Origin of the sequence: Aliidiomarina haloalkalitolerans, assembly GCF_003987315.1 — a bacterium.
GTDB lineage: Bacteria > Pseudomonadota > Gammaproteobacteria > Enterobacterales > Alteromonadaceae > Aliidiomarina > Aliidiomarina haloalkalitolerans.
In genome coordinates, this window is sequence record NZ_PIPI01000008.1 from 118,161 (window position 1) to 136,706 (window position 18,546).

The window sequence follows — 18,546 nt, forward strand, 5'->3', positions numbered from 1 at the left end:
GCGCGGTGGATTAGCGCCATCCTGCACGATCCATCAGGCGTACCGCCGTTGCATTGTTTTCACCCAGCACCGACATCGAAATGTCGTCAGCCTTAAACTCGCCCCAGCTCTGCAGCGTTTCGCTCCACTCTGCTTCCGGGTTCACCGGGTACTCCGAGTTCGCATTTGCATACCAAGTCTGTGCTTGGCGCGAAGCAAGGAAGTCCATGAGTTTCTTAGCATTTTCTTCGTTGCGAGCGTGCTTAATCAGGCCAATACCCGACACATTCACGTGCACGCCGTAACTGTCTTGCGCCGGCCAAGCGATAGCAACTTTGCTCACCGTGTCGCGGTTGGTAGCGCTGTCGCTATTCACCATTCCGCCAAAATAGTAAGTGTTTGCTATCGCGATATCACACACGCCAGAAGCAACTGCATGAATCTGGTCGCGGTCACCACCAACTGGGCTACGCGCAAAATTGGCCACTAAACCACGCGCCCACTCTTCCGTTGCCGCTTCGCCGTGATGATCAATCAGCGCCGCAACCATGGACTGGTTATAGATGTTGTCCGACGAGCGCACGCAAATGCGACCGCGCCATTTTTCGTTGGCAAGGTCCATGTAATCGGTAATTTCACTTGGGTCGACGCGGTCAATCGCGTAGAAAATCGGACGCGCCCGCATACTCAGGCCATACCAATGATTTTCTTGATCTTTTAAATGCTCGGGGATTTTTTCGCTAAGTGCTTGTGTGGTCACCGGCTGGAATAAATCAGCTTGCTTCGCACGATGCAATGCACCCGCATCAACAGTAAGGAAAAGGTCCGCCGGCGTATTTTGGCCTTCGCTTTGCAAGCGCGATAACAGCCCATCGCCCGAGCCCGTCAGCAAGTTCACTCGAATACCGGTTTCCGCAGTAAATTCGTCGAGCAGCGGTTTAATTAAACCTTCGTTGCGCGAAGAATACAGGTTGACCTGATCATCACTACCACCACTACAAGCCGTAATCGCCGTTGCTGCAACCGTCGCGGTCAGCGCCGTCACTAGAATTTTTAGACCTCGAGACATCTTCGTACCTCCTCGTTTTTGAGGGTTCCTAGTGTACGAAAACTTAACGCAAATGACAATAGTTATCATTTACTTTACGGAGTACCTCTAATTGATTAGGGACCGGGGCTGGAATGGCATTAGGGACCGGGGCTGGAATCGCATTGCGGACCGTAGCTGGAACTACAACACCTTGTATTTCTTAGATAACTGCGGACGTAGTTCGGCTGCACAAGAAGGCTTAAGGTGGCTAATCCAGACCTCTTTCGGGGCTCGAGATAAATTACTCAGCGTATTATCTACCATTTGCGGCGTCATATGTTTCGTTTGCACCGCAAGCTCATGCTTATCATCAGTGAACGAACACTCGATCATAAGCACATCGATTTCACCGAGCTTATTCAACTCACGGTCAAGTAAATCACCGGCTGTGGTGTCAGACGTGAACACAAAATGACTGCTGTCATCGCGCACCGAAACCCCAACAGTCGGCACCGTATGGTCTACCGGAAACAACGTCAGCATTCCAGCCCCGGTCCCGAATGGCATTAGGGACCGTAGCTGGAATGAATCACCAGGTGCGGTTTCGATAAATTTCACAATTGGGCTCTGGGCTGTAGGTACTTTGCGAAAGTCAGGCCAAATTTCATTATTGAAAATATGCGTGGTGAGCTTCTCAATCGTGTGCGCCTGTGCGTACACCTTTACCTGGTGGTCGACCTTCTCAAACATATTGCTGAGAAACATCGGTAAAGCCGCAATGTGATCCATGTGCGAGTGCGTCAAAAAAATGTGCTCAATTTTGCGCATCTCATCGATGCTCAGCGCGCTCAATCCGGTGCCGGCATCAATAAGGATATTCTCTCCTACTCGAATGCAAGTGCTGCCGCCGGCGGAATCGAGTCCGCCCGAGCAACCAAGAACGCGAATTGCCATGACTTACCCTACTCTCAACTCAGTCGCGAGCGTGATGAACCATAAAAAATGGCTTCCGGCGACGACGAATGTGACCGGTTGGCGGATTTGTTCGTACCATTTTTCGTTGACGCGGCGGATGTCGTAGCGCAACCAAATTAAATAGATGAATCCGAGTGCCGCGATTGCCCACAGCACTGGCAAAAACGCGACCGCTCCCCACGCTGCAAGGCTTGGGAACATGCAGATTATTAGCGAGCCTTGCGGGTTCTCGAGGCGGCCCGCCATGACTAAGCCCCAATGGATGCCGCCAAGGAACGACAGAATCACAGCACTATATATAAGGAAGGCGTGCGCGAGTTGGTCCTGCCAAACACCGATTGCCCCTAAAATGGCGCTGCCCAAAAACGGTACAATGCCCGCCCATGTTAAGCGGTTCGCTGTCACTATCGTTGCTTCATTCATATCTCTGCTCTTTCCTCATTCCAGCTACGGGCTCTAATGCCATTCCAGTCCCGGTCCCTAACGCCATTCCAGCCCCGGTCCCTAATGCCATTCCAGCCCCGGTCCCTAACGCCGTTCCAGCCCCGGTCCCTAACGCCATTCCAGCCCCGGTCCCTAACGTCATTCCAGCCCCGGTCCCTAACGGGCGCGCGCAATGCGCGCAATTAACCAGCTATGATCCACGCTAGGTAACCTACATAGGCGACGACGAAAAAGCCACCTTCGAGGCGATTAATCCGCCCTGGCCGGCGAGCCTTTTTGACGCGGAAGGCAAACAGCAAAATACATAAAGTCATTAACGCCATTACCGCGTAGTCGCGAGTTAACACGGCCGCTTCAAGCTCGAACGGTTGAATCGCACCGGCAATTCCCACTACGGCCAAGGTATTAAATAAGTTCGATCCGATGACATTACCCAACGCCAAGTCGTGCTCATTTTTGCGAATTGCTGCGATGGCGCTCGCCAACTCCGGCAGAGACGTGCCGATGGCAACAATGGTCAGGCCGATAACCAGGTCACTCACCCCGAATGCTTCGGCAATTTCGACCGCGCCCCACACCAAAACGCGCGAGCTTAAAATCAGCAGAACCAAGCCGATCACCAACCAAATCAAGGCTTTCTTTAATGGCATCGGGTGGCTGTCAATTTCTGCTTCGGTTTCTAATCCTAGCGCGTCTTCGCCATTCAAACCCTGTTTGATCGACCAACCCATAACCGCGAAAAATAACACCAACAAAATCCAAGCGTCACGCGCACTGATGTTGCCGTCAAAAATCAACCACCCAGCCAACACAGTTACACCGATTAAAACCGGCATTTCTCGGCGCAATACATTCGACTGCACGGTTATCGGTGCGATTAATGCGGTAATACCGAGCACCATGCCGATGTTGGCGGTGTTCGAGCCGAACGCGTTTCCAAGCGCAAGGCCCGGGTTTCCGCCGACGGCAGCGAAAGCCGACACCACCATTTCTGGCGCTGAAGTACCGAAACCGATGATGAGCATACCGATTAAAAGTGGCGACATGCCTAAATGTCGAGCGGTCGCGGCTGCGCCATCGATAAATCGGTCAGCGGACCAAATTAGCAAAACCAGACCAAAAATGACTGCAACTGCTGCTAAAAGCATCGATATTCCTCGTTATTTAATCTATCTCGTTGGTTGGATAAATTGTTGCGGCAACGTGCACGATTCGCTTCGCGCAGTCTTCGAACAAACTAATAATGTGCAGGTAACTCGTCACTAAAGGCGCAGCCTTTTGATTGTCACGAACTTCATTCAAAAGCTCTGCACGCCTTGCGCGACGGGCACTACGTATCGTTTCTAAGTGTGCCGCCCGCTCTTCTATACTCATGGCTTTTAAGTCACCCGTGCGGAGCAACTTCAGTAACGCCTCACGCAGCTCATCCGAAAATGCCTTTTCGATGTCATTACGCGGTAAGTTCGCCAAAATATGGAACGTTTCCCGTAGTTCGAGGCATTCTTCACGCGCCCAACTTAGATTCAGAAATTGCTCGGCAGAATCATCCAGTGGAGCCTTGGTTGCGAGTCGATTGCCAAAATCTTGGATAGTCTCAAGCAACGCTTTGGTGTCCATTTCCTCTTCGGGTTTGGGTGCGTCCGGGTCTAAAACGGTACGCCCTCGCAATAGTAACTGTTTGAAAACTCGCTTAATTTCGGAGTGCATCGCCGCTACACCCATGCTCGGAATCCCAACGACGGTGTCATCGAGGTAGCGCGGTTTAACCGAGGTTAATTCTGGTTGTTTAATCCAACGTTCGACGCGACGCAGGATTTTATCCGCCAAAAACCACATAAGTACAAGGCCGAGCAAGTTGAATAAAGTGTGATAAAGGGCCAGCCCAGTTGAAATGTTCTGCCGCCCGTCGCCTCCCGACAACCACTCAGCGACCCACCACATTGGCGCGAGCAAAATCAGCGCAATTACTGCGGTGAAAACTTTTTCGGTGACGTGCACGAGTGCGAGCCGCCGCGCGTTCGTAGTCGCGCCAATCGTCGCCAATAAGCTTGTGGCCGTGGTGCCGATGTTCGCGCCTATCACCAGCGCCGCGCCAAGCAACGGAGTCAAAACGCCGGTTACCGATGCGGTCAAAATGATTGCGATGGCGGCTGAGGACGACTGAATTAATGCAGTTAATAGCGCACCGATGAGCACGCCGAGCACAATGCCAAACACGCCGGTGGCGCCAAGTTGTTCGATAGGAATCCAGTCGGCAACGTCGACAAAGGCGTCGCGCAGCAATCCGAGGCCGAGGAATAACACGCCAAAACCGGTGAAAGTCATGCCTAAATGTGCGGCTCGACTGTCTTTGAAGATGAGTTTCATGAACATGCCGATGCCGATGAGCGGCAAGGCGATAAGTTCGACGCGGATTTTTAGACCGACCAACGCGACTATCCACGCGGTCATGGTGGTGCCGAGGTTACTACCGAACACGACCCACGCGGCCTGGCGTAATTTCAGCATGCCGGCGTTTGTGAAACCGAGGGTTGCGACGATCACCGCGCTACTACTTTGCACCAGTGCTGTGATGCTAAAGCCTGTAAACGCAGCTTTTAAGCGGGTTTGAGTGGAGCGTTCAAGAAATGTCGCAAGAGAATTACCAGCAGCTGCTTTCAGGCCGTCGGTCATCATGGCCATGCCTAACAGCAATAGCCCGAGGCCGCCCAACGTCATCGTTACCGTAGTCCACGCCATCCGTTTCCCCTTCTACACCGTTCCTCGCCATAGAATAACTTGTTTCTTACTTGCTGGTAAGCCCCATTCCGGACCGGGGCTGGAATGCGATTAGGGACCGGGGCTGGAATGGCGTTCGGGACCGGGGCTGGAATGCGATTAGGGACCGGGGCTGGAATGGCGTTCGGGACCGGGGCTGGAACGAGCCAGCGCTACAGCTCACTCAGTATGCTAAACAGGCCAAGCCCGACAAATACAACACAGCCAACGTAGCGTATAACATGCATTGGAACTCGGTTGGTGACCCAAGCACCGAAGAATACAACCGGCAACAATAGTAAGTTCATTCCAACCACCGCGCCTAATGCAACCGGTACAATTGTCTCATAGCGGGCGGCGAGCATCATGGTAACTATCTGAGATTTATCAGCAATTTCTGACAAGCTTAACAATAGGAAGGACGCAACAAAGGCACCGTATTTGAAATACTTCGACGAATTGGAATCTTCATCATCGCCTTTATCAGGGCGAAGCATAGCTAAGCCCATGATAATAAAAACTATCCCCACAACGAAAGAAATCACAGAACCGGACATAAAGTCGCCTAACACGAAGCCTAGAGAACTCGCGATTCCATGCATAACAATAGTGGAAAGCACGACACCGGCAACAACTGCTGCGCGTTGGTTAGAATAGCGAGCCGCTAATAACAACGCGATAAACTGTGTTTTGTCGCCTAATTCTGCTGCAGCTACTGCAATTAAAGTCGTGAAGAATTCGTTCATTTCGCACCCTAGATAAAAAGCGCGAGGAGTCTAACATATTTCTTTTTATTTTTCGGCAATTTGTAATTAGGCGCACCCGTTAGGGACCGGGGCTGGAATGCCGTTCCAGCCCCGGTCCCGAACGCCATTCCAGCCCCGGTCCCTAATCGCGTTCCAGCCCCGGTCCGCAATGCGAGCAGCAATGCCAACTCATTGTTCTATATACCTCTTTCGAAAGTGGCGGAGGCTTCATTCTGCACCTACACTAAACATAGGCACATGAACGATAACGATAGGAGGTTCTATGTTTTTCAGAACCAGTACGTTTTTAGTAGTGGCTGTAGCTTGGTTGGTGGGCTGCACACCAGCAAATCAAGGGGAAGTTGATGTTCCAGAGCTTGAAGCAGCAGTCGAGCAAGCGGCTGAGCCACGCCCTCCTTGCCAATTAACTTTCGGCTTTGAAAGTTGGGAGCCTTATCAATACCTTAGCGTCGGTGGTGAAGTCGGCGGTGTTGATGTTGAAATAGCCCAACGCGTTGCAAATGAAATTGGTTGTACATTAAAAGCCGAGCAAGGCAGCTGGATGGAATTGCTTGAATGGCTTCAAAACGGCGAAATTGATTTCATCATGGGCGCATCAATGACCGAAAGTCGCAGAGAATATGCCCACTTTTCAATACCCTACCGTCAAGAACAATTTAGCCTATTTGTTCGCGCAGAAGAATTACCACGCTATACGATGGATACCATCGAAGAATTTTTGAGTGAAGGCTACCGAATGGGTGTCGTCAACGAATACTTTTACGGTGATGATTTACAAGGATTGATGCATGAATCTGAATATTCCGACCAGTTTGTCGGTACTATTTTGAATGAAATGAATATGGCGCGACTTTTAGATGCCGATATTGACGGCTTTTTAGAAGACAACTTAGTTGCAGCTTCTATTATCCGTCGACGCGGCCTGAGTGAACGCATAGCTCGCACTGAAATCCATTTGGACTCATCTGATGTTTACATTATGTTCTCACGCAGCTCAGTTTCAGAGAGTGAAATCGATGCGTTCAACAATGCTTTAAGAACAGCAATTAACAGCGGATATATTGATTCTCTCATTCGTCGATACGGTGGATAAAACTCACTCATAACTCCGCCTGAATTAAAATCTGATTCAGGCGGAGATCTATTAAGATGCTTTTTTAACTCTTTTTTCTTTTTCGAATTCTTCTAGTTCCCGCCAACGTCTAAACTGCTCCTCGCTCACAATATCCAATTTTTGTTCAAGACGCAGCTGCTTTGGTGCAGTGAAATCATAAGCGTCACGGTGCACGCCATCACAGAAAATATACTGCTTTTCCTTAGGTTTCTTAGAATTACCGGGTTTAAAATAATGCTGACTAACACCGATCTCCCTCTCTAAAGAAATACAGTATTCTCGGCTGGCAATTGCAATTCTCCGCCGTGTCGCCTGGCGTATACCGTCCAGTTCTTCCGGTGGAATTGTTTGCCGACACCAGTCTCGGTAATTCTCCTCCCGCTCATATTGATTCTCACCAAGCTCTAGAAAATAAGGATGAGGTGAGATTAATTTATCTGGTCTCCCATGCCCGTTAGCTCGATAGCTAGTAAACTTAGCCGCGAATAAAGTACGCGCCATTCCGGCCCGCAAAGGGTTATTTTCAATATACCGCATGGTATTTAAAAGGTATTGCTCGGTGTCCACAACAGACGCAAAAAACCGCCCTTGATAGAGTGTTCCCACACGCTCATAAGTTCTATTAACATGGGTCACATAATTTGAACCAAGATCTCGCATGGTTTTTGAAATTGCGTGTTCTTTGACTTGTGTCAGTAATAAATGAAAGTGGTTATCCATAAGCGCATAAGCATGAATTAAAACGCCATGCTTAAGTGAGTATTTTCGCAACCAAAATAGGAAATAATTTCTGTCCTTGTCACTCCAATAAATCTGACATTTATTGGTTCCACGCTGAACCACATGCATGGTGAGATAAGGGCGTTTAATACAGTGTTTGCGTGCCATATTTAGCTCCGTGCTATTCGTTAAAGCTTCCGATGTCTAGTTAACTGCGACAATATTCGCAGCCCATCTACCATAGACCTTTTCCCTCCAAATACCCATAGTCTTAATCCATTACCTACATAAATAGCTGATTGCGGACCGGGGCCGGAATGCCATTAGGCGCGCCCGCTAGGGACCGGGGCCGGAATGGGATTAGGCGCGCCCGCTAGGGACCGGGGCCGGAATCGCATTCCAGCCCTGGTCCGTAATGCGAAAAATCGGCTATGATTAATGCAACAAACAAGAAAAGCGAGAGGTAGTTATGAATCATCGTAAAATTCGAGTCGGTATTAATGGTTTTGGTCGAATCGGTCGTCTCGCCTTGAGAGCTGGCTTCGGTGCAGAAAATCTTGAGTTCGTGCAAATTAACGACCCAGGCATGGACGGCAACATGGCCGCGCATTTACTAGAGTTCGACTCGACGCATGGGCGTTGGCCGCTCCGGGTAACAAGTGACCCAAATTCAATTTCAATTAATGGGCGTCAAGTTCGGTTTACCCAAAGCAAGGAATTGTCGGCGGTCGACTGGTCAAATTGCGACCTCGTTCTGGAGGCCTCTGGGGTCTTCAAAACTAAAGAAGCGTTGCAGGTGTTTCTCGACCAAGGTGTTGATCACGTTGTGGTTTCTGCGCCAGTGAAAAGCAAGGGTGTTCCTAATATCGTGGTCGGCGTGAACGACGCGGACTTTGATCCGCTCGAGCATTCGATCGTCAGTGCCGCTTCCTGCACAACAAATTGTTTGGCGCCCGTGGTTCAAGTGATTAAGGACAATTTCGGAATTAAACATGCCTCGATGACCACAATCCATGCGCTGACAAATTCGCAAAGTATTCTCGATGCGCCCCACAAGGATATTCGCCGGGCTCGCGCTTTGGGCTCACTGATTCCGACAACAACGGGGGCCGCTAAGGCGATTACTGCAATTTTTCCGGAGCTAGAAGGTAAAATTAACGGTCATGCGGTGCGCGTTCCGATTGACTGCCCCTCGTTGACCGATATTGTTTTCGAGGTTGAAAAGCCGACCACTGCAGAAGAAGTAAATGCCGCATTGCAGGCTGCCTCTGAAAGTGAGGATCTCCGCGGCATACTTGGTTTCGAAGAGCGTCCACTTGTGTCTATCGACTACAAAACCGACCCGCGATCGTCCATCGTCGATGCCCTTTCAACCCTCGTAATTGACAAAACTCACATCAAAATCTACACGTGGTACGACAATGAATGGGCCTATGCAAACCGCACCATCGACCTGATGCAACGCATTGCTGCAAGCTCGTAGCTACCGTTCTTATTGCGGACCGTAGCTGCAATGCCGCTCCAGCCCCGGTCCGCAATGCCGTTCCAGCCCCGGTCCCTAACGCCGTTCCAGCCCCGGTCCGCAATGCAAATATACCTGCCATTCACCCCATTTATAGCGCCATATGTATATTTTCTGTTAAGTTGTAGCGAGGTATACAAACTGGAAGGAGTTGTCTATGTCTCTCTACACTGCGCCAACGGCCGCAAACCAAGTCCGCGATAACTGCGGCTTTGGGCTGATTGCGCATCTGCAGGGCGAGGCAAGTCATACTCTTTTGCAGCGTTCCATCACTGCCCTTGACCGCATGATGCACCGAGGCGCTATCGGTGCTGATGGTAAAACCGGTGACGGTTGCGGCCTCCTCATGCAGTTACCCGACTCCTTCTTTCGCACAGTAGCAAAAGAAAATGGTTGGCAACTTGGAAAAAAATATGCGGTTGGTCAATGCTTTACCAGCTTAGATGAAAGTCTTCGCGCGCAAGAGAAGCAGGTCCTCGAAGAAGAACTACAACGAGAAACTTTAACCGTACATGGCTGGCGAAAAGTTCCTGTGGATAATCAGGTGCTTGGCGAAATCGCTGCATCGACTCGCCCGCACATCGAACAAGTTTTTGTGTCGGCACAACCTGGTTGGCGCAAGAAAGATCTCGAGCGCCGCCTCTACATGGCACGCCGACGTGCCGAGAAAAGACTTAGCCAACATCCTGATTTTTATGTAGTTTCTTTGTCGTGTTTAGTCATGGTCTACAAAGGCTTGATGATGCCGAAAGACCTTGCCAACTTTTATAAAGATCTCAACGATGAGCGTCTAAAAACCGCGATATGCGTCTTTCATCAGCGATTTTCGACCAATACACAGCCTCGTTGGCCGCTCGCACAGCCATTTCGATTTCTTGCCCACAATGGTGAAATTAATACCATTGCCGGCAATCGACAGTGGGCAAAAGCGCGCAGCTATAAAATGCGCTCGCCACTTTTACCTGACCTGAATGACGCCGCACCATTCGTTGGCGAGCAAGGCTCGGACTCGAGTTCGCTCGATAATATGCTCGAACTTTTATTGGCTGGCGGCATGGATTTGTTCCGCGCAATGCGCCTATTAATTCCCCCAGCATGGCAAGGCGATCCGACGATGGCCCCCGATTTGCGCGCCTTTTACGAATTTAATTCCATGCACATGGAGCCATGGGACGGCCCCGCTGGCGTAGTCTTGAGCAACGGCCGGCATGTCGCTTGCAGCCTCGACCGCAATGGCTTGCGCCCCGCCCGCTATGTGATTACGCGTGACCAACACATTACGGTTGCATCGGAAGTTGGCACCTGGGATTACGCGCCAGCGGACGTCGTCGAAAAGGGACGACTTGGCCCCGGTGAAATGCTTGCGGTTGACACTTACAACGGCAAGATCTGGCGCAGCAAGCAAATCGACGAAGACCTGCAAGCCCGCCATCCATACCGCGAATGGCTCGACGCGCATATCCGCCGACTCACACCATTCAGCGAGTGCGAGGCAGAATTAATCGGCCAGCGTGCCTTTACTGATGAACAAATGGCCGTGTTCCATAAACAGTTTTTTTATAGCCGCGAAGAAATAAATCAGGTTATTCAAGTGCTTGCGATTGACGGTCAAGAAGCCACTGGCAGTATGGGCGACGATACGCCCGTCGCCGTGCTTTCGAGTCAGCCTCGATTGTTGTTCGATTATTTCCGCCAACAGTTTGCCCAAGTAACCAATCCGCCTATCGACCCAATTCGTGAACGCCATGTGATGTCGTTGGCTACTTGTATTGGTCGCGAACAAAATATGTTCAATGAAACATCGGGTTACGCACATCGCGTACTTTTCGATAGCCCGGTGCTCATGTATACCGACTTGAAACAATTGAAAAATTTAGACGATGAACATTATAAATATCGCGTCTTCTCGCTACAGTTCGACCCTTCTATTCAAAGCCTAGAGCAAGCACTTCTAGCACTTTGCGACACGGTTGAAGCTGCCGTCAAAGAAGACGGCGTGGTAATTGTTATCCTCTCCGACCGAGCCATTTCCAAAAACGAGTTGCCAATTCCGGTCGCCATGGCGACTGGTGCTGTTCAAAATCGTCTAGTTACCAAACAGTTACGCTGCGACGCCAATATCATTGTCGAAACTGCCGCAGCCCGCGATTCGCACCATATCGCAGTTCTTGTTGGCCTTGGCGCCACCGCGGTTTACCCATTTCTCGCCTACGAAACCATCGAGCAGCTATGCGTTGCGGACCGGGGCCGAAATGGCGTTGCGGACCGGGGCCGGAATGCGCTGAACATACCCGTGCGACAAGCTGTTGATAACTACCGGAACGGTATAAACAAAGGCCTCCTGAAGATTATGTCGAAAATGGGGATTTCCTGTGTGGCCAGTTATCGAGGTGCTGGTTTATTCGAACTCGTTGGAATTTCAGACAAAATTCAGTCACTGTGCTTTCCGGTCTGCCACAAGCGTATCGGCGGAGCATGCTTTGAGGACTTCACCCAAGATCTACAGCGCCTTCACAAGATCGCCTGGCTTCCACGTAAGCCACTGAATCATGGTGGTTTATTGAAGTATGTCGACGGTGGTGAATACCATGCTTACAACCCCGAGGTTGTCACCACTTTACAGCGCGCGGTTGCAAGCCGCGACACTGCTGCTTATTTGGAGTTTTGTCGGGCTGTGAATAACCGGCCGGTCGCCATGTTGCGTGACCTCCTCGCCGTGAAAGCCCCTGCTCCGGTTGAGCTTCATTCTAGCCCCGGTCCGCAATCACTTCTGAAGCGCTTCGATACGGCGGCAATGTCAATTGGGGCGCTAAGTCCGGAGGCGCACGAGGCGCTGGCCATTGCCATGAATAAGTTGGGCGGGCATTCGAACAGCGGTGAAGGTGGTGAAGATCCGAAACGCTTCGGCACCTTGAAGAACTCCAGAATCAAACAAGTCGCGTCCGGTCGATTTGGCGTCACGCCGCACTATTTAGTTAACGCCGACGTGCTGCAAATCAAGATTGCACAAGGCGCTAAGCCGGGCGAAGGTGGGCAATTGCCCGGCGAAAAAGTCACCGCGGAAATTGCGAAACTGCGCTATTCCGTGCCTGGCGTCACCCTTATTTCGCCGCCGCCGCACCACGACATCTATTCAATCGAAGATCTCGCACAGCTCATTTTCGACCTCAAACAAGTCAATCCAGAAGCTCTCGTTTCCGTCAAACTCGTTTCGGAGCCGGGAATCGGCACTATCGCTACCGGTGTTGCCAAAGCGTACGCCGACTTAATCACCGTCGCTGGTTATGACGGTGGCACCGGCGCCAGCCCGCTAACCTCGGTAAAATATGCCGGCTCGCCGTGGGAATTAGGCCTGGCCGAAGTGCACGAAGCATTAGTAATCAATGGCTTACGGCATAAAGTAAAGCTTCAAGTCGACGGTGGATTAAAAACCGGCCTCGACATCATCAAAGCCGCGATTCTCGGTGCCGAGAGTTTTGGCTTCGGTACTGCGCCAATGATAGCGCTTGGCTGTAAGTACTTAAGAATCTGTCATTTAAACAACTGCGCAACGGGAATTGCGACGCAAGACGCCGCACTTCGCCAGCAATACTTTAGCGGCCTACCTGAGAAAGTAGAGAACTACTTTTACCTACTTTGCGCTGAAGTGGAGCACTACCTTAATGAACTTAATGTCGAGGACATTACAGACCTTATAGGCCGTACGGATTTGCTCGAGAAAATAGCTGAGCCATTGACGCTTAAGCAGGAAAAAATCGACCTTCAGCCACTTCTGGACTCTGCTTCGGTTAAATCACAAAAACCTTTGTTTAATATAGAGAAAAACAACCCACACGATAAAGGTGAGAAAAACCGAGAACTTCTAGAAATGTGCCATTCTGCTGTAGTAAACCGTGAAAGCCGTGAATTTAGCACAACATTAAGAAATGACGATCGCTCAGTCGGTGCAACACTTTCTGGTTTTATAGCCAAAACTCACGGTTTACAAGGCTTGGCGGGCAGCCCCATTAAGATTTACTGCACTGGCACAGCTGGTCAAAGTTTCGGCGTTTGGAACGCGCCAGGTCTGCACCTCTACCTCACCGGCGACGCCAACGACTACGTCGGCAAAGGTATGGCCGGTGGCCGCATCAGCATCAAGCCACCGGCTGAAGCAACCTATGCATCACACGAGTCGGTGATCATGGGCAATACCTGCCTTTACGGTGCAACTGGCGGGCGTTTATATGCTGCCGGTATTGCCGGTGAGCGTTTCGGCGTACGGAATAGCGGCGCCATCGCCGTTGTCGAAGGCATTGGCGATAACGGGTGTGAGTATATGACCGGCGGCGTGGTCGTTATTCTCGGCGAAACAGGCATCAATTTTGGTGCGGGAATGACCGGTGGTATGGCGTATATCCTTGATGGGAATGAGAATTTTTCGGAAAAAATCAACGCTGAATTGATCGAAGTTCTGCCGATTGCCAAACCGATTTTACAAGAGCATTTGCGCGGGTTTATATATGAACATATGGAACATACGGGTAGTGAGCGCTCACGTCAAATCCTCGCAAACTTTAGCGAATGGCTGCCTAAGTTCCGCTTAGTGAAACCGAAAGCGAGGGAGCTTGAAGATCTTCTTGGCCACCGCCCACGTTCAACCGATTCAATTCGCGTGGAGGTGATGTAATGGCGCAGAATATCTATCAATTTCTTGATGTTGGCCGTGCCGAGCCGCCGAAAAAATCGCTTCAACAACGAAAAATCGAGTTTGTTGAAGTACATGATGTCATGCCGACAGAACAAGTCGCAGCCCAAGCAGACCGCTGCCTTGACTGTGGTAATCCATATTGCGAGTGGAAGTGCCCGGTACACAACTATATACCGCAATGGCTCGAGCTAGCGCAGGCTGGGCGAATCATTGAAGCGGCCGAATTATCGCATCAAACCAATAGCTTACCGGAAGTTTGCGGTCGAGTTTGCCCGCAAGATCGCCTTTGCGAAGGCGCCTGTACGCTGAACGACGACTTTGGCGCTGTCACTATTGGTGCAATTGAGAAGTATATTAACGACACAGCCTTTGAAATGGGCTGGCGGCCAGACGTTTCAGGTGTCGAAAAACTCGGCAAACGCGTTGCGATTATCGGCGCCGGACCGGCCGGTTTAGCCTGCGCAGACGTTCTCGCACGCAACGGAATCGACGCCGTAGTTTACGACAAATACCCCGAAATCGGCGGCTTGCTAACCTTCGGCATCCCCGCTTTTAAGCTCGAAAAATCGGTCATGACTCGTCGCCGAGAAATTTTTGAAGCCATGGGGATTGCGTTTGAACTCAATTGCGAGATTGGAAAAGACACCGATTTTCAATCTCTTACCCAAGAGTACGATGCAGTTTTTCTCGCCCTTGGCACATATAAAGCAGTTGACGGCGGCCTTCCAGGGCTCGATTCGCAAGGGGTCATTCCTGCACTACGTTACTTAATCGGCAACACCGCTGAGCTCATGGCCGCGCCCATGTCAGACTACCCCTATTTGTCGCTCGCGAACCAACGCGTCGTCGTACTCGGCGGCGGCGATACCGCCATGGACTGCGTGCGCACCGCGGTACGGCAGCAAGCCACATCGGTTGTGTGCGCATACCGGCGCGACGCCGAAAACATGCCAGGCTCGCGCAAAGAAGTGCAACACGCGCGCGACGAGGGCGTCGAGTTTGAATTCAATGTGCAGCCATTAGAAGTCGTTGCCGAAAAAGGTGTCGTGACCGGCGTTCGCTTCGTGCGCACCGAACTTGGCCCCGCTGATGCCGCCGGTCGCCGTCGTCCAAAACCGGTTGCGGATTCCGAGTTTGTCATGCCTGCCGACGCTGTCATTCTCGCCTTCGGCTATCAAGCAAATCCGCCTGCATGGCTCGCAGAACATGGCGTCAAACTTAATGATTGGTCGCTCGTCGAAACCTCTGGAGAGCATGCTCACTTCCCTATGCAAACCAGCAATCCGAAGATATTCGCCGGCGGCGACATGGTTCGTGGCGCCGATTTAGTCGTCACCGCCATCGCTGAAGGCCGCGCTGCCGCCAACGGCATCCTCGACTATCTTCATTCCGAACCGTAGCTGGAATGCCATTGCGGACCGGGGCTGGAATGCCATTGCGGACCGGGGCTGGAATGCCATTCCAGCTACGGTCCCCAATCCCCACGATCCGCTATGCACACAGCTAAGCCCTGATACTACGCTGGATTGGAGCCTGTAATGAGATTAAGGTCTCGGTTGATTGAATCTCTTCAATAACCTGAAGCCGCTCAATAAGTAGCTTCTGCAAATCATCGATATTGCGCACCATGACTTTGATCAGCACGCTATATTGCCCTGTGGTGTAATAGGCTTCTGTTACTTCTGGTAAATTTTCTAGTTTTTTCAATGCAGTAGGATAATCACCCGCCTGCCGCAAAATTATGCCAATGAAGCAGGTGATGTCGTAGCCAAGTTTACGTGCATCAACCGTCGTTCGCGCACCCGTTATTACGCCTGCCTTTCGCAACTTTTCTACTCGAACATGCACGGTCGCTGGCGACACACCATTGTCTTTCGCTATTTCGGCATAGGATAACCGCGCATTTTCAGTCAATGCATTAATGATGTTTTTATCTAAATTATCGATCATTTAACCTAGCCCCTGTTTATCGAAACACAAATAGAAAATATCTATTTATATTCATTTTGAACAGAATAAATTTAACACAAATCGACTTCTTGCCAAACGCTATTGATTAAAATATCAAAATGACGATAAATAGAACAACGACAACAAGGAGCTCATTATGAAAGCAAAATTTCTGACCAAGCAGCACGAAATTCGTTTTATTCGCACTACGTTTACCGATGAGCTTTGCCGTGCTTTGAATCTCGTGGAGGTGCAAGCGCCAATTCTAACTGACCCGCTAGACGGCACTCAGGACACGCTCTCCGGATACGAGCAAGCTGTTCAGGTGCCCGTTCGGTCGTTACAGCAATCGTTTGAAGTCGTGCACTCTTTAGCGAAGTGGAAACGGCAGTTGTTAGCGCAATATGAATTTACTGCCGGCGAAGGAATTGTTACGCAAATGAAAGCGTTACGTCCAGATGAGGAGCAACTTTCGCCCATTCATTCGGTGTACGTCGACCAATGGGACTGGGAGCAAGTCATCGCGGACCAGGCTCGCGACCAGAAAACCTTGCACCAAACAGTTGCAGCTATTTATAGCGCGTTAAGAAAAACCTTGAGCCTGTACCAGTCGCAATTTGATGCTCCGGAACTTCACGTACCAGAAAAAATTAAAATTCTGACAAGTGAAGAGCTTCGCTTAAGTTATCCGTCACTAACTTCTAAGGCCAGAGAACATGAGGCAGCTCGCGAATTCGGTGCAGTATTTGTTCAGAACATTGGTGGCGCTCTCGGTGACGGAAAAAGTCACGATGTGCGTGCGCCGGACTATGACGACTGGTCGCTAAACGGTGATATTTTGGTGTGGAACCCCATCCTCGAACAGTCACTCGAATTGAGCTCTATGGGCATTCGAGTCGACCGCGCTGCACTAATTCGCCAATTGCAGATCGCCGGAAAGGCCGACAACGCACAGTTACCTTGGCACCAAAAACTACTCGCTGGTCAGCTACCGCAAACTATTGGCGGTGGTATCGGCCAGTCCCGCCTATGTATGTGGATGATGCAGCAACCGCATATTGGCTGTGTGCAGCATAGCGTTTGGTGTCCAACCACGCGCGAACGCTTCGCTGGAATCCTGTAAAAACGGGTGATTGATAATCATTCTTATTTGTGTTTAAATGACACCATATTCACGAAGAAATGGTGTCATTATGTACGTTTGTCTATGTAAAGGTGTAACTGACAAGCAAATCCGCAAGGCCGTCGACGAAGGTGCTCGCTCAATCCGCGATCTGCGCCAGCAGTTCGGTGTCGGTTCGCAATGCGGTAAATGTACATGCTGCGCCCGCGATGTTTTGCACGAGGCACTGCACGCTCGCGCCGACGTCGTCCATGTCTATGTCCCCAGCCCTCAAGGCACCCTCGAAGTCGACATCGCCTACTAATTCCGCTCGCTCATTCTGCGCGCCCGGTAGGGACCGTAGCTGGAATGCCATTCCGGACCGTAGCTGGAACGCCATTCCGGACCGTAGCTGGAATGCCATTCCGGACCGTAGCTGAAATGCCATTCCGGACCGTAGCTGGAATGCCATTCCGGACCGTAGCTGAAACGCTAACATTTTACTATTTAAGTAATTTCTACTACCCTAAACCTATACAATCTTCGTGTAGGAGTATGGTTCATGCGTGGAAATTCGACAGTTATCGCTGCTCTCAATAAAGTTCTGACCCGAAAGCTTACAGCCATTAATCAATATTTCTTGCATGCACGTATGTTCAAGAACTGGGGTTTTGCCGAGCTAAACGATCACATTTACAAAGCTTCGATTAAAGAAATGAAGCATGCCGACGAAGTCATTGAGCGAATTTTGCTGCTCGACGGCCTACCGAATTTGCAAGAGCTCAGCAAACTTTACATCGGTGAAGAGCCGCACGAGATGTTGAAGCTCGACGATAAACTCCAAAGTGAAGACATTCGTTATATTCGAGACGCCATTAGTGTCTGTGAGGCGGAGAAAGATTTCGTTAGTCGTCAAATGCTTGCGGATATTTTGGAGCAACAGGAAAATCATCAAGACTGGCTCGACACGCAATGTAGCTTGATTGATACGATCGGTATTGAAAATTATCTCCAACGTCAGCTGTAGGGGGCAAAATGTCTAGTATTATCAAAGCATTAAATGGCCTTTTGGCTTGGGAACTAACCTCCATCGACCAATACACGCAGCACTCTGAATACTATGAAGACTGGGGGTTCAGTAAGTTGCACGCGCGCATCGCACATGAGGCGGAAGACGAGCGCGGACATGCAAAAATGCTAATTGAGCGCATTTTACTATTGGGCGGCAAGCCTGACATGGAAACGCGACACCCGCTACCGGACGCTGATACTGTGCCAGAAATGATCGCAGCCGACCTCGAATTAGAACGCAAAAATGCGAGCGAACTCAAAGAAGCTATAGAACTTTGTGAGAAAAATCATGATTTTGTAAGTCGCGATATGCTTGTTAGTATTCTTCGTGACACCGAAGAAGATCATGCGTATTGGCTACGCCAACAGTTACAACTCATCAGCCGCCTCGGCCTTGAAAGATATTTGCAGGCCATGATGTAAAG

The 18,546-nt window shown here is 50.5% G+C and carries 16 protein-coding genes; 8 read left to right on the forward strand and 8 right to left on the reverse strand.

Translation table 11 applies throughout. From position 1 onward, the window contains the following. Positions 1-10: 10 nt before the first annotated feature. The 6 genes from CWE06_RS10620 to CWE06_RS10645 all read right to left on the reverse strand — a co-directional run bounded on the left by CWE06_RS10620 (position 11) and on the right by CWE06_RS10645 (position 5,931). Positions 11-1,048 carry a Fe(3+) ABC transporter substrate-binding protein gene (locus CWE06_RS10620; protein ID WP_126793926.1) on the reverse strand — a complete coding sequence of 346 codons (1,038 nt, stop codon included), beginning with the start codon at positions 1,046-1,048 and terminating at the stop codon, positions 11-13. Between the two features lie 162 nt (positions 1,049-1,210). After that, entirely contained in the window at positions 1,211-1,963 is a 753-nt protein-coding gene (locus CWE06_RS10625) for a 3',5'-cyclic-nucleotide phosphodiesterase (RefSeq protein WP_126793929.1), read from the reverse strand. Between the two features lie 3 nt (positions 1,964-1,966). After that, complete coding sequence (locus CWE06_RS10630) at positions 1,967-2,407, reverse strand: DUF3429 domain-containing protein (protein ID WP_126793932.1); 441 nt, start codon at positions 2,405-2,407, stop codon at positions 1,967-1,969. Between the two features lie 203 nt (positions 2,408-2,610). Beyond that, the gene (locus tag CWE06_RS10635; protein WP_126793935.1) at positions 2,611-3,576 is read right to left on the reverse strand and encodes a calcium/sodium antiporter; all 966 of its coding nucleotides are present in this window, start codon (positions 3,574-3,576) and stop codon (positions 2,611-2,613) included. Between the two features lie 16 nt (positions 3,577-3,592). Beyond that, positions 3,593-5,167 carry a Na/Pi cotransporter family protein gene (locus tag CWE06_RS10640; RefSeq protein WP_126793938.1) on the reverse strand — a complete coding sequence of 525 codons (1,575 nt, stop codon included), beginning with the start codon at positions 5,165-5,167 and terminating at the stop codon, positions 3,593-3,595. Between the two features lie 191 nt (positions 5,168-5,358). After that, positions 5,359-5,931, reverse strand: a complete 573-nt coding sequence (locus CWE06_RS10645) for a TMEM165/GDT1 family protein (protein ID WP_126793941.1) — start codon at positions 5,929-5,931, stop codon at positions 5,359-5,361. 283 nt (positions 5,932-6,214) lie between these two features. Here CWE06_RS10645 and CWE06_RS10650 point away from each other — a divergent pair, with 283 nt between their 5' ends. After that, entirely contained in the window at positions 6,215-7,045 is an 831-nt protein-coding gene (locus tag CWE06_RS10650) for a substrate-binding periplasmic protein (RefSeq protein WP_126793943.1), read from the forward strand. Between the two features lie 51 nt (positions 7,046-7,096). On the opposite strand, the gene CWE06_RS10655 is transcribed toward CWE06_RS10650, so the two are convergent. Then, positions 7,097-7,954, reverse strand: coding sequence for a transposase (locus CWE06_RS10655; protein WP_126793946.1), 858 nt, complete (start codon positions 7,952-7,954; stop codon positions 7,097-7,099). Positions 7,955-8,255: 301 nt separating this feature from the next. Between CWE06_RS10655 and CWE06_RS10660 the strand changes: the two genes are divergently transcribed. The 3 genes from CWE06_RS10660 (at position 8,256) to CWE06_RS10670 (ending at position 15,398) form a co-directional block, all read left to right on the forward strand. After that, the gene (locus tag CWE06_RS10660; protein WP_126793948.1) at positions 8,256-9,269 is read left to right on the forward strand and encodes an ArsJ-associated glyceraldehyde-3-phosphate dehydrogenase; all 1,014 of its coding nucleotides are present in this window, start codon (positions 8,256-8,258) and stop codon (positions 9,267-9,269) included. A 196-nt stretch (positions 9,270-9,465) separates the two neighbouring features. Continuing rightward, complete coding sequence (gltB, locus tag CWE06_RS10665; RefSeq protein ID WP_126793951.1) at positions 9,466-13,977, forward strand: glutamate synthase large subunit; 4,512 nt, start codon at positions 9,466-9,468, stop codon at positions 13,975-13,977. Further along, positions 13,977-15,398, forward strand: a complete 1,422-nt coding sequence (locus CWE06_RS10670; RefSeq protein WP_126793954.1) for an FAD-dependent oxidoreductase — start codon at positions 13,977-13,979, stop codon at positions 15,396-15,398. The genes gltB and CWE06_RS10670 overlap by 1 nt, the downstream gene beginning before the upstream one ends. 103 nt (positions 15,399-15,501) lie before the next feature. Here the strand turns inward: CWE06_RS10670 and asnC are convergent, their stop codons facing one another. Further along, on the reverse strand, positions 15,502-15,948 hold the full coding sequence (gene asnC / locus CWE06_RS10675) for a transcriptional regulator AsnC (RefSeq protein WP_126793956.1): 447 nt from the start codon (positions 15,946-15,948) through the stop codon (positions 15,502-15,504). A gap of 157 nt (positions 15,949-16,105) precedes the next feature. On the opposite strand from asnC, the gene asnA reads away from it, so the two are divergent. From asnA to bfr (CWE06_RS10695), 4 genes are all read left to right on the forward strand, one after another. After that, positions 16,106-17,071 (forward strand): aspartate--ammonia ligase, encoded by a 966-nt coding sequence (gene asnA, locus CWE06_RS10680; RefSeq protein WP_126793959.1) that lies wholly within the window; start codon positions 16,106-16,108, stop codon positions 17,069-17,071. Positions 17,072-17,141: 70 nt separating this feature from the next. Then, on the forward strand, positions 17,142-17,375 hold the full coding sequence (locus CWE06_RS10685) for a bacterioferritin-associated ferredoxin (protein WP_126793962.1): 234 nt from the start codon (positions 17,142-17,144) through the stop codon (positions 17,373-17,375). 237 nt (positions 17,376-17,612) lie between these two features. Next, positions 17,613-18,077: a bacterioferritin gene (gene bfr, locus CWE06_RS10690; RefSeq protein WP_126793965.1), complete on the forward strand. Its 465-nt coding sequence runs from the start codon at positions 17,613-17,615 to the stop codon at positions 18,075-18,077. A gap of 8 nt (positions 18,078-18,085) precedes the next feature. After that, positions 18,086-18,544, forward strand: coding sequence for a bacterioferritin (bfr, locus tag CWE06_RS10695; protein ID WP_126793967.1), 459 nt, complete (start codon positions 18,086-18,088; stop codon positions 18,542-18,544). The last annotated feature ends 2 nt before the right edge of the window (positions 18,545-18,546 follow it).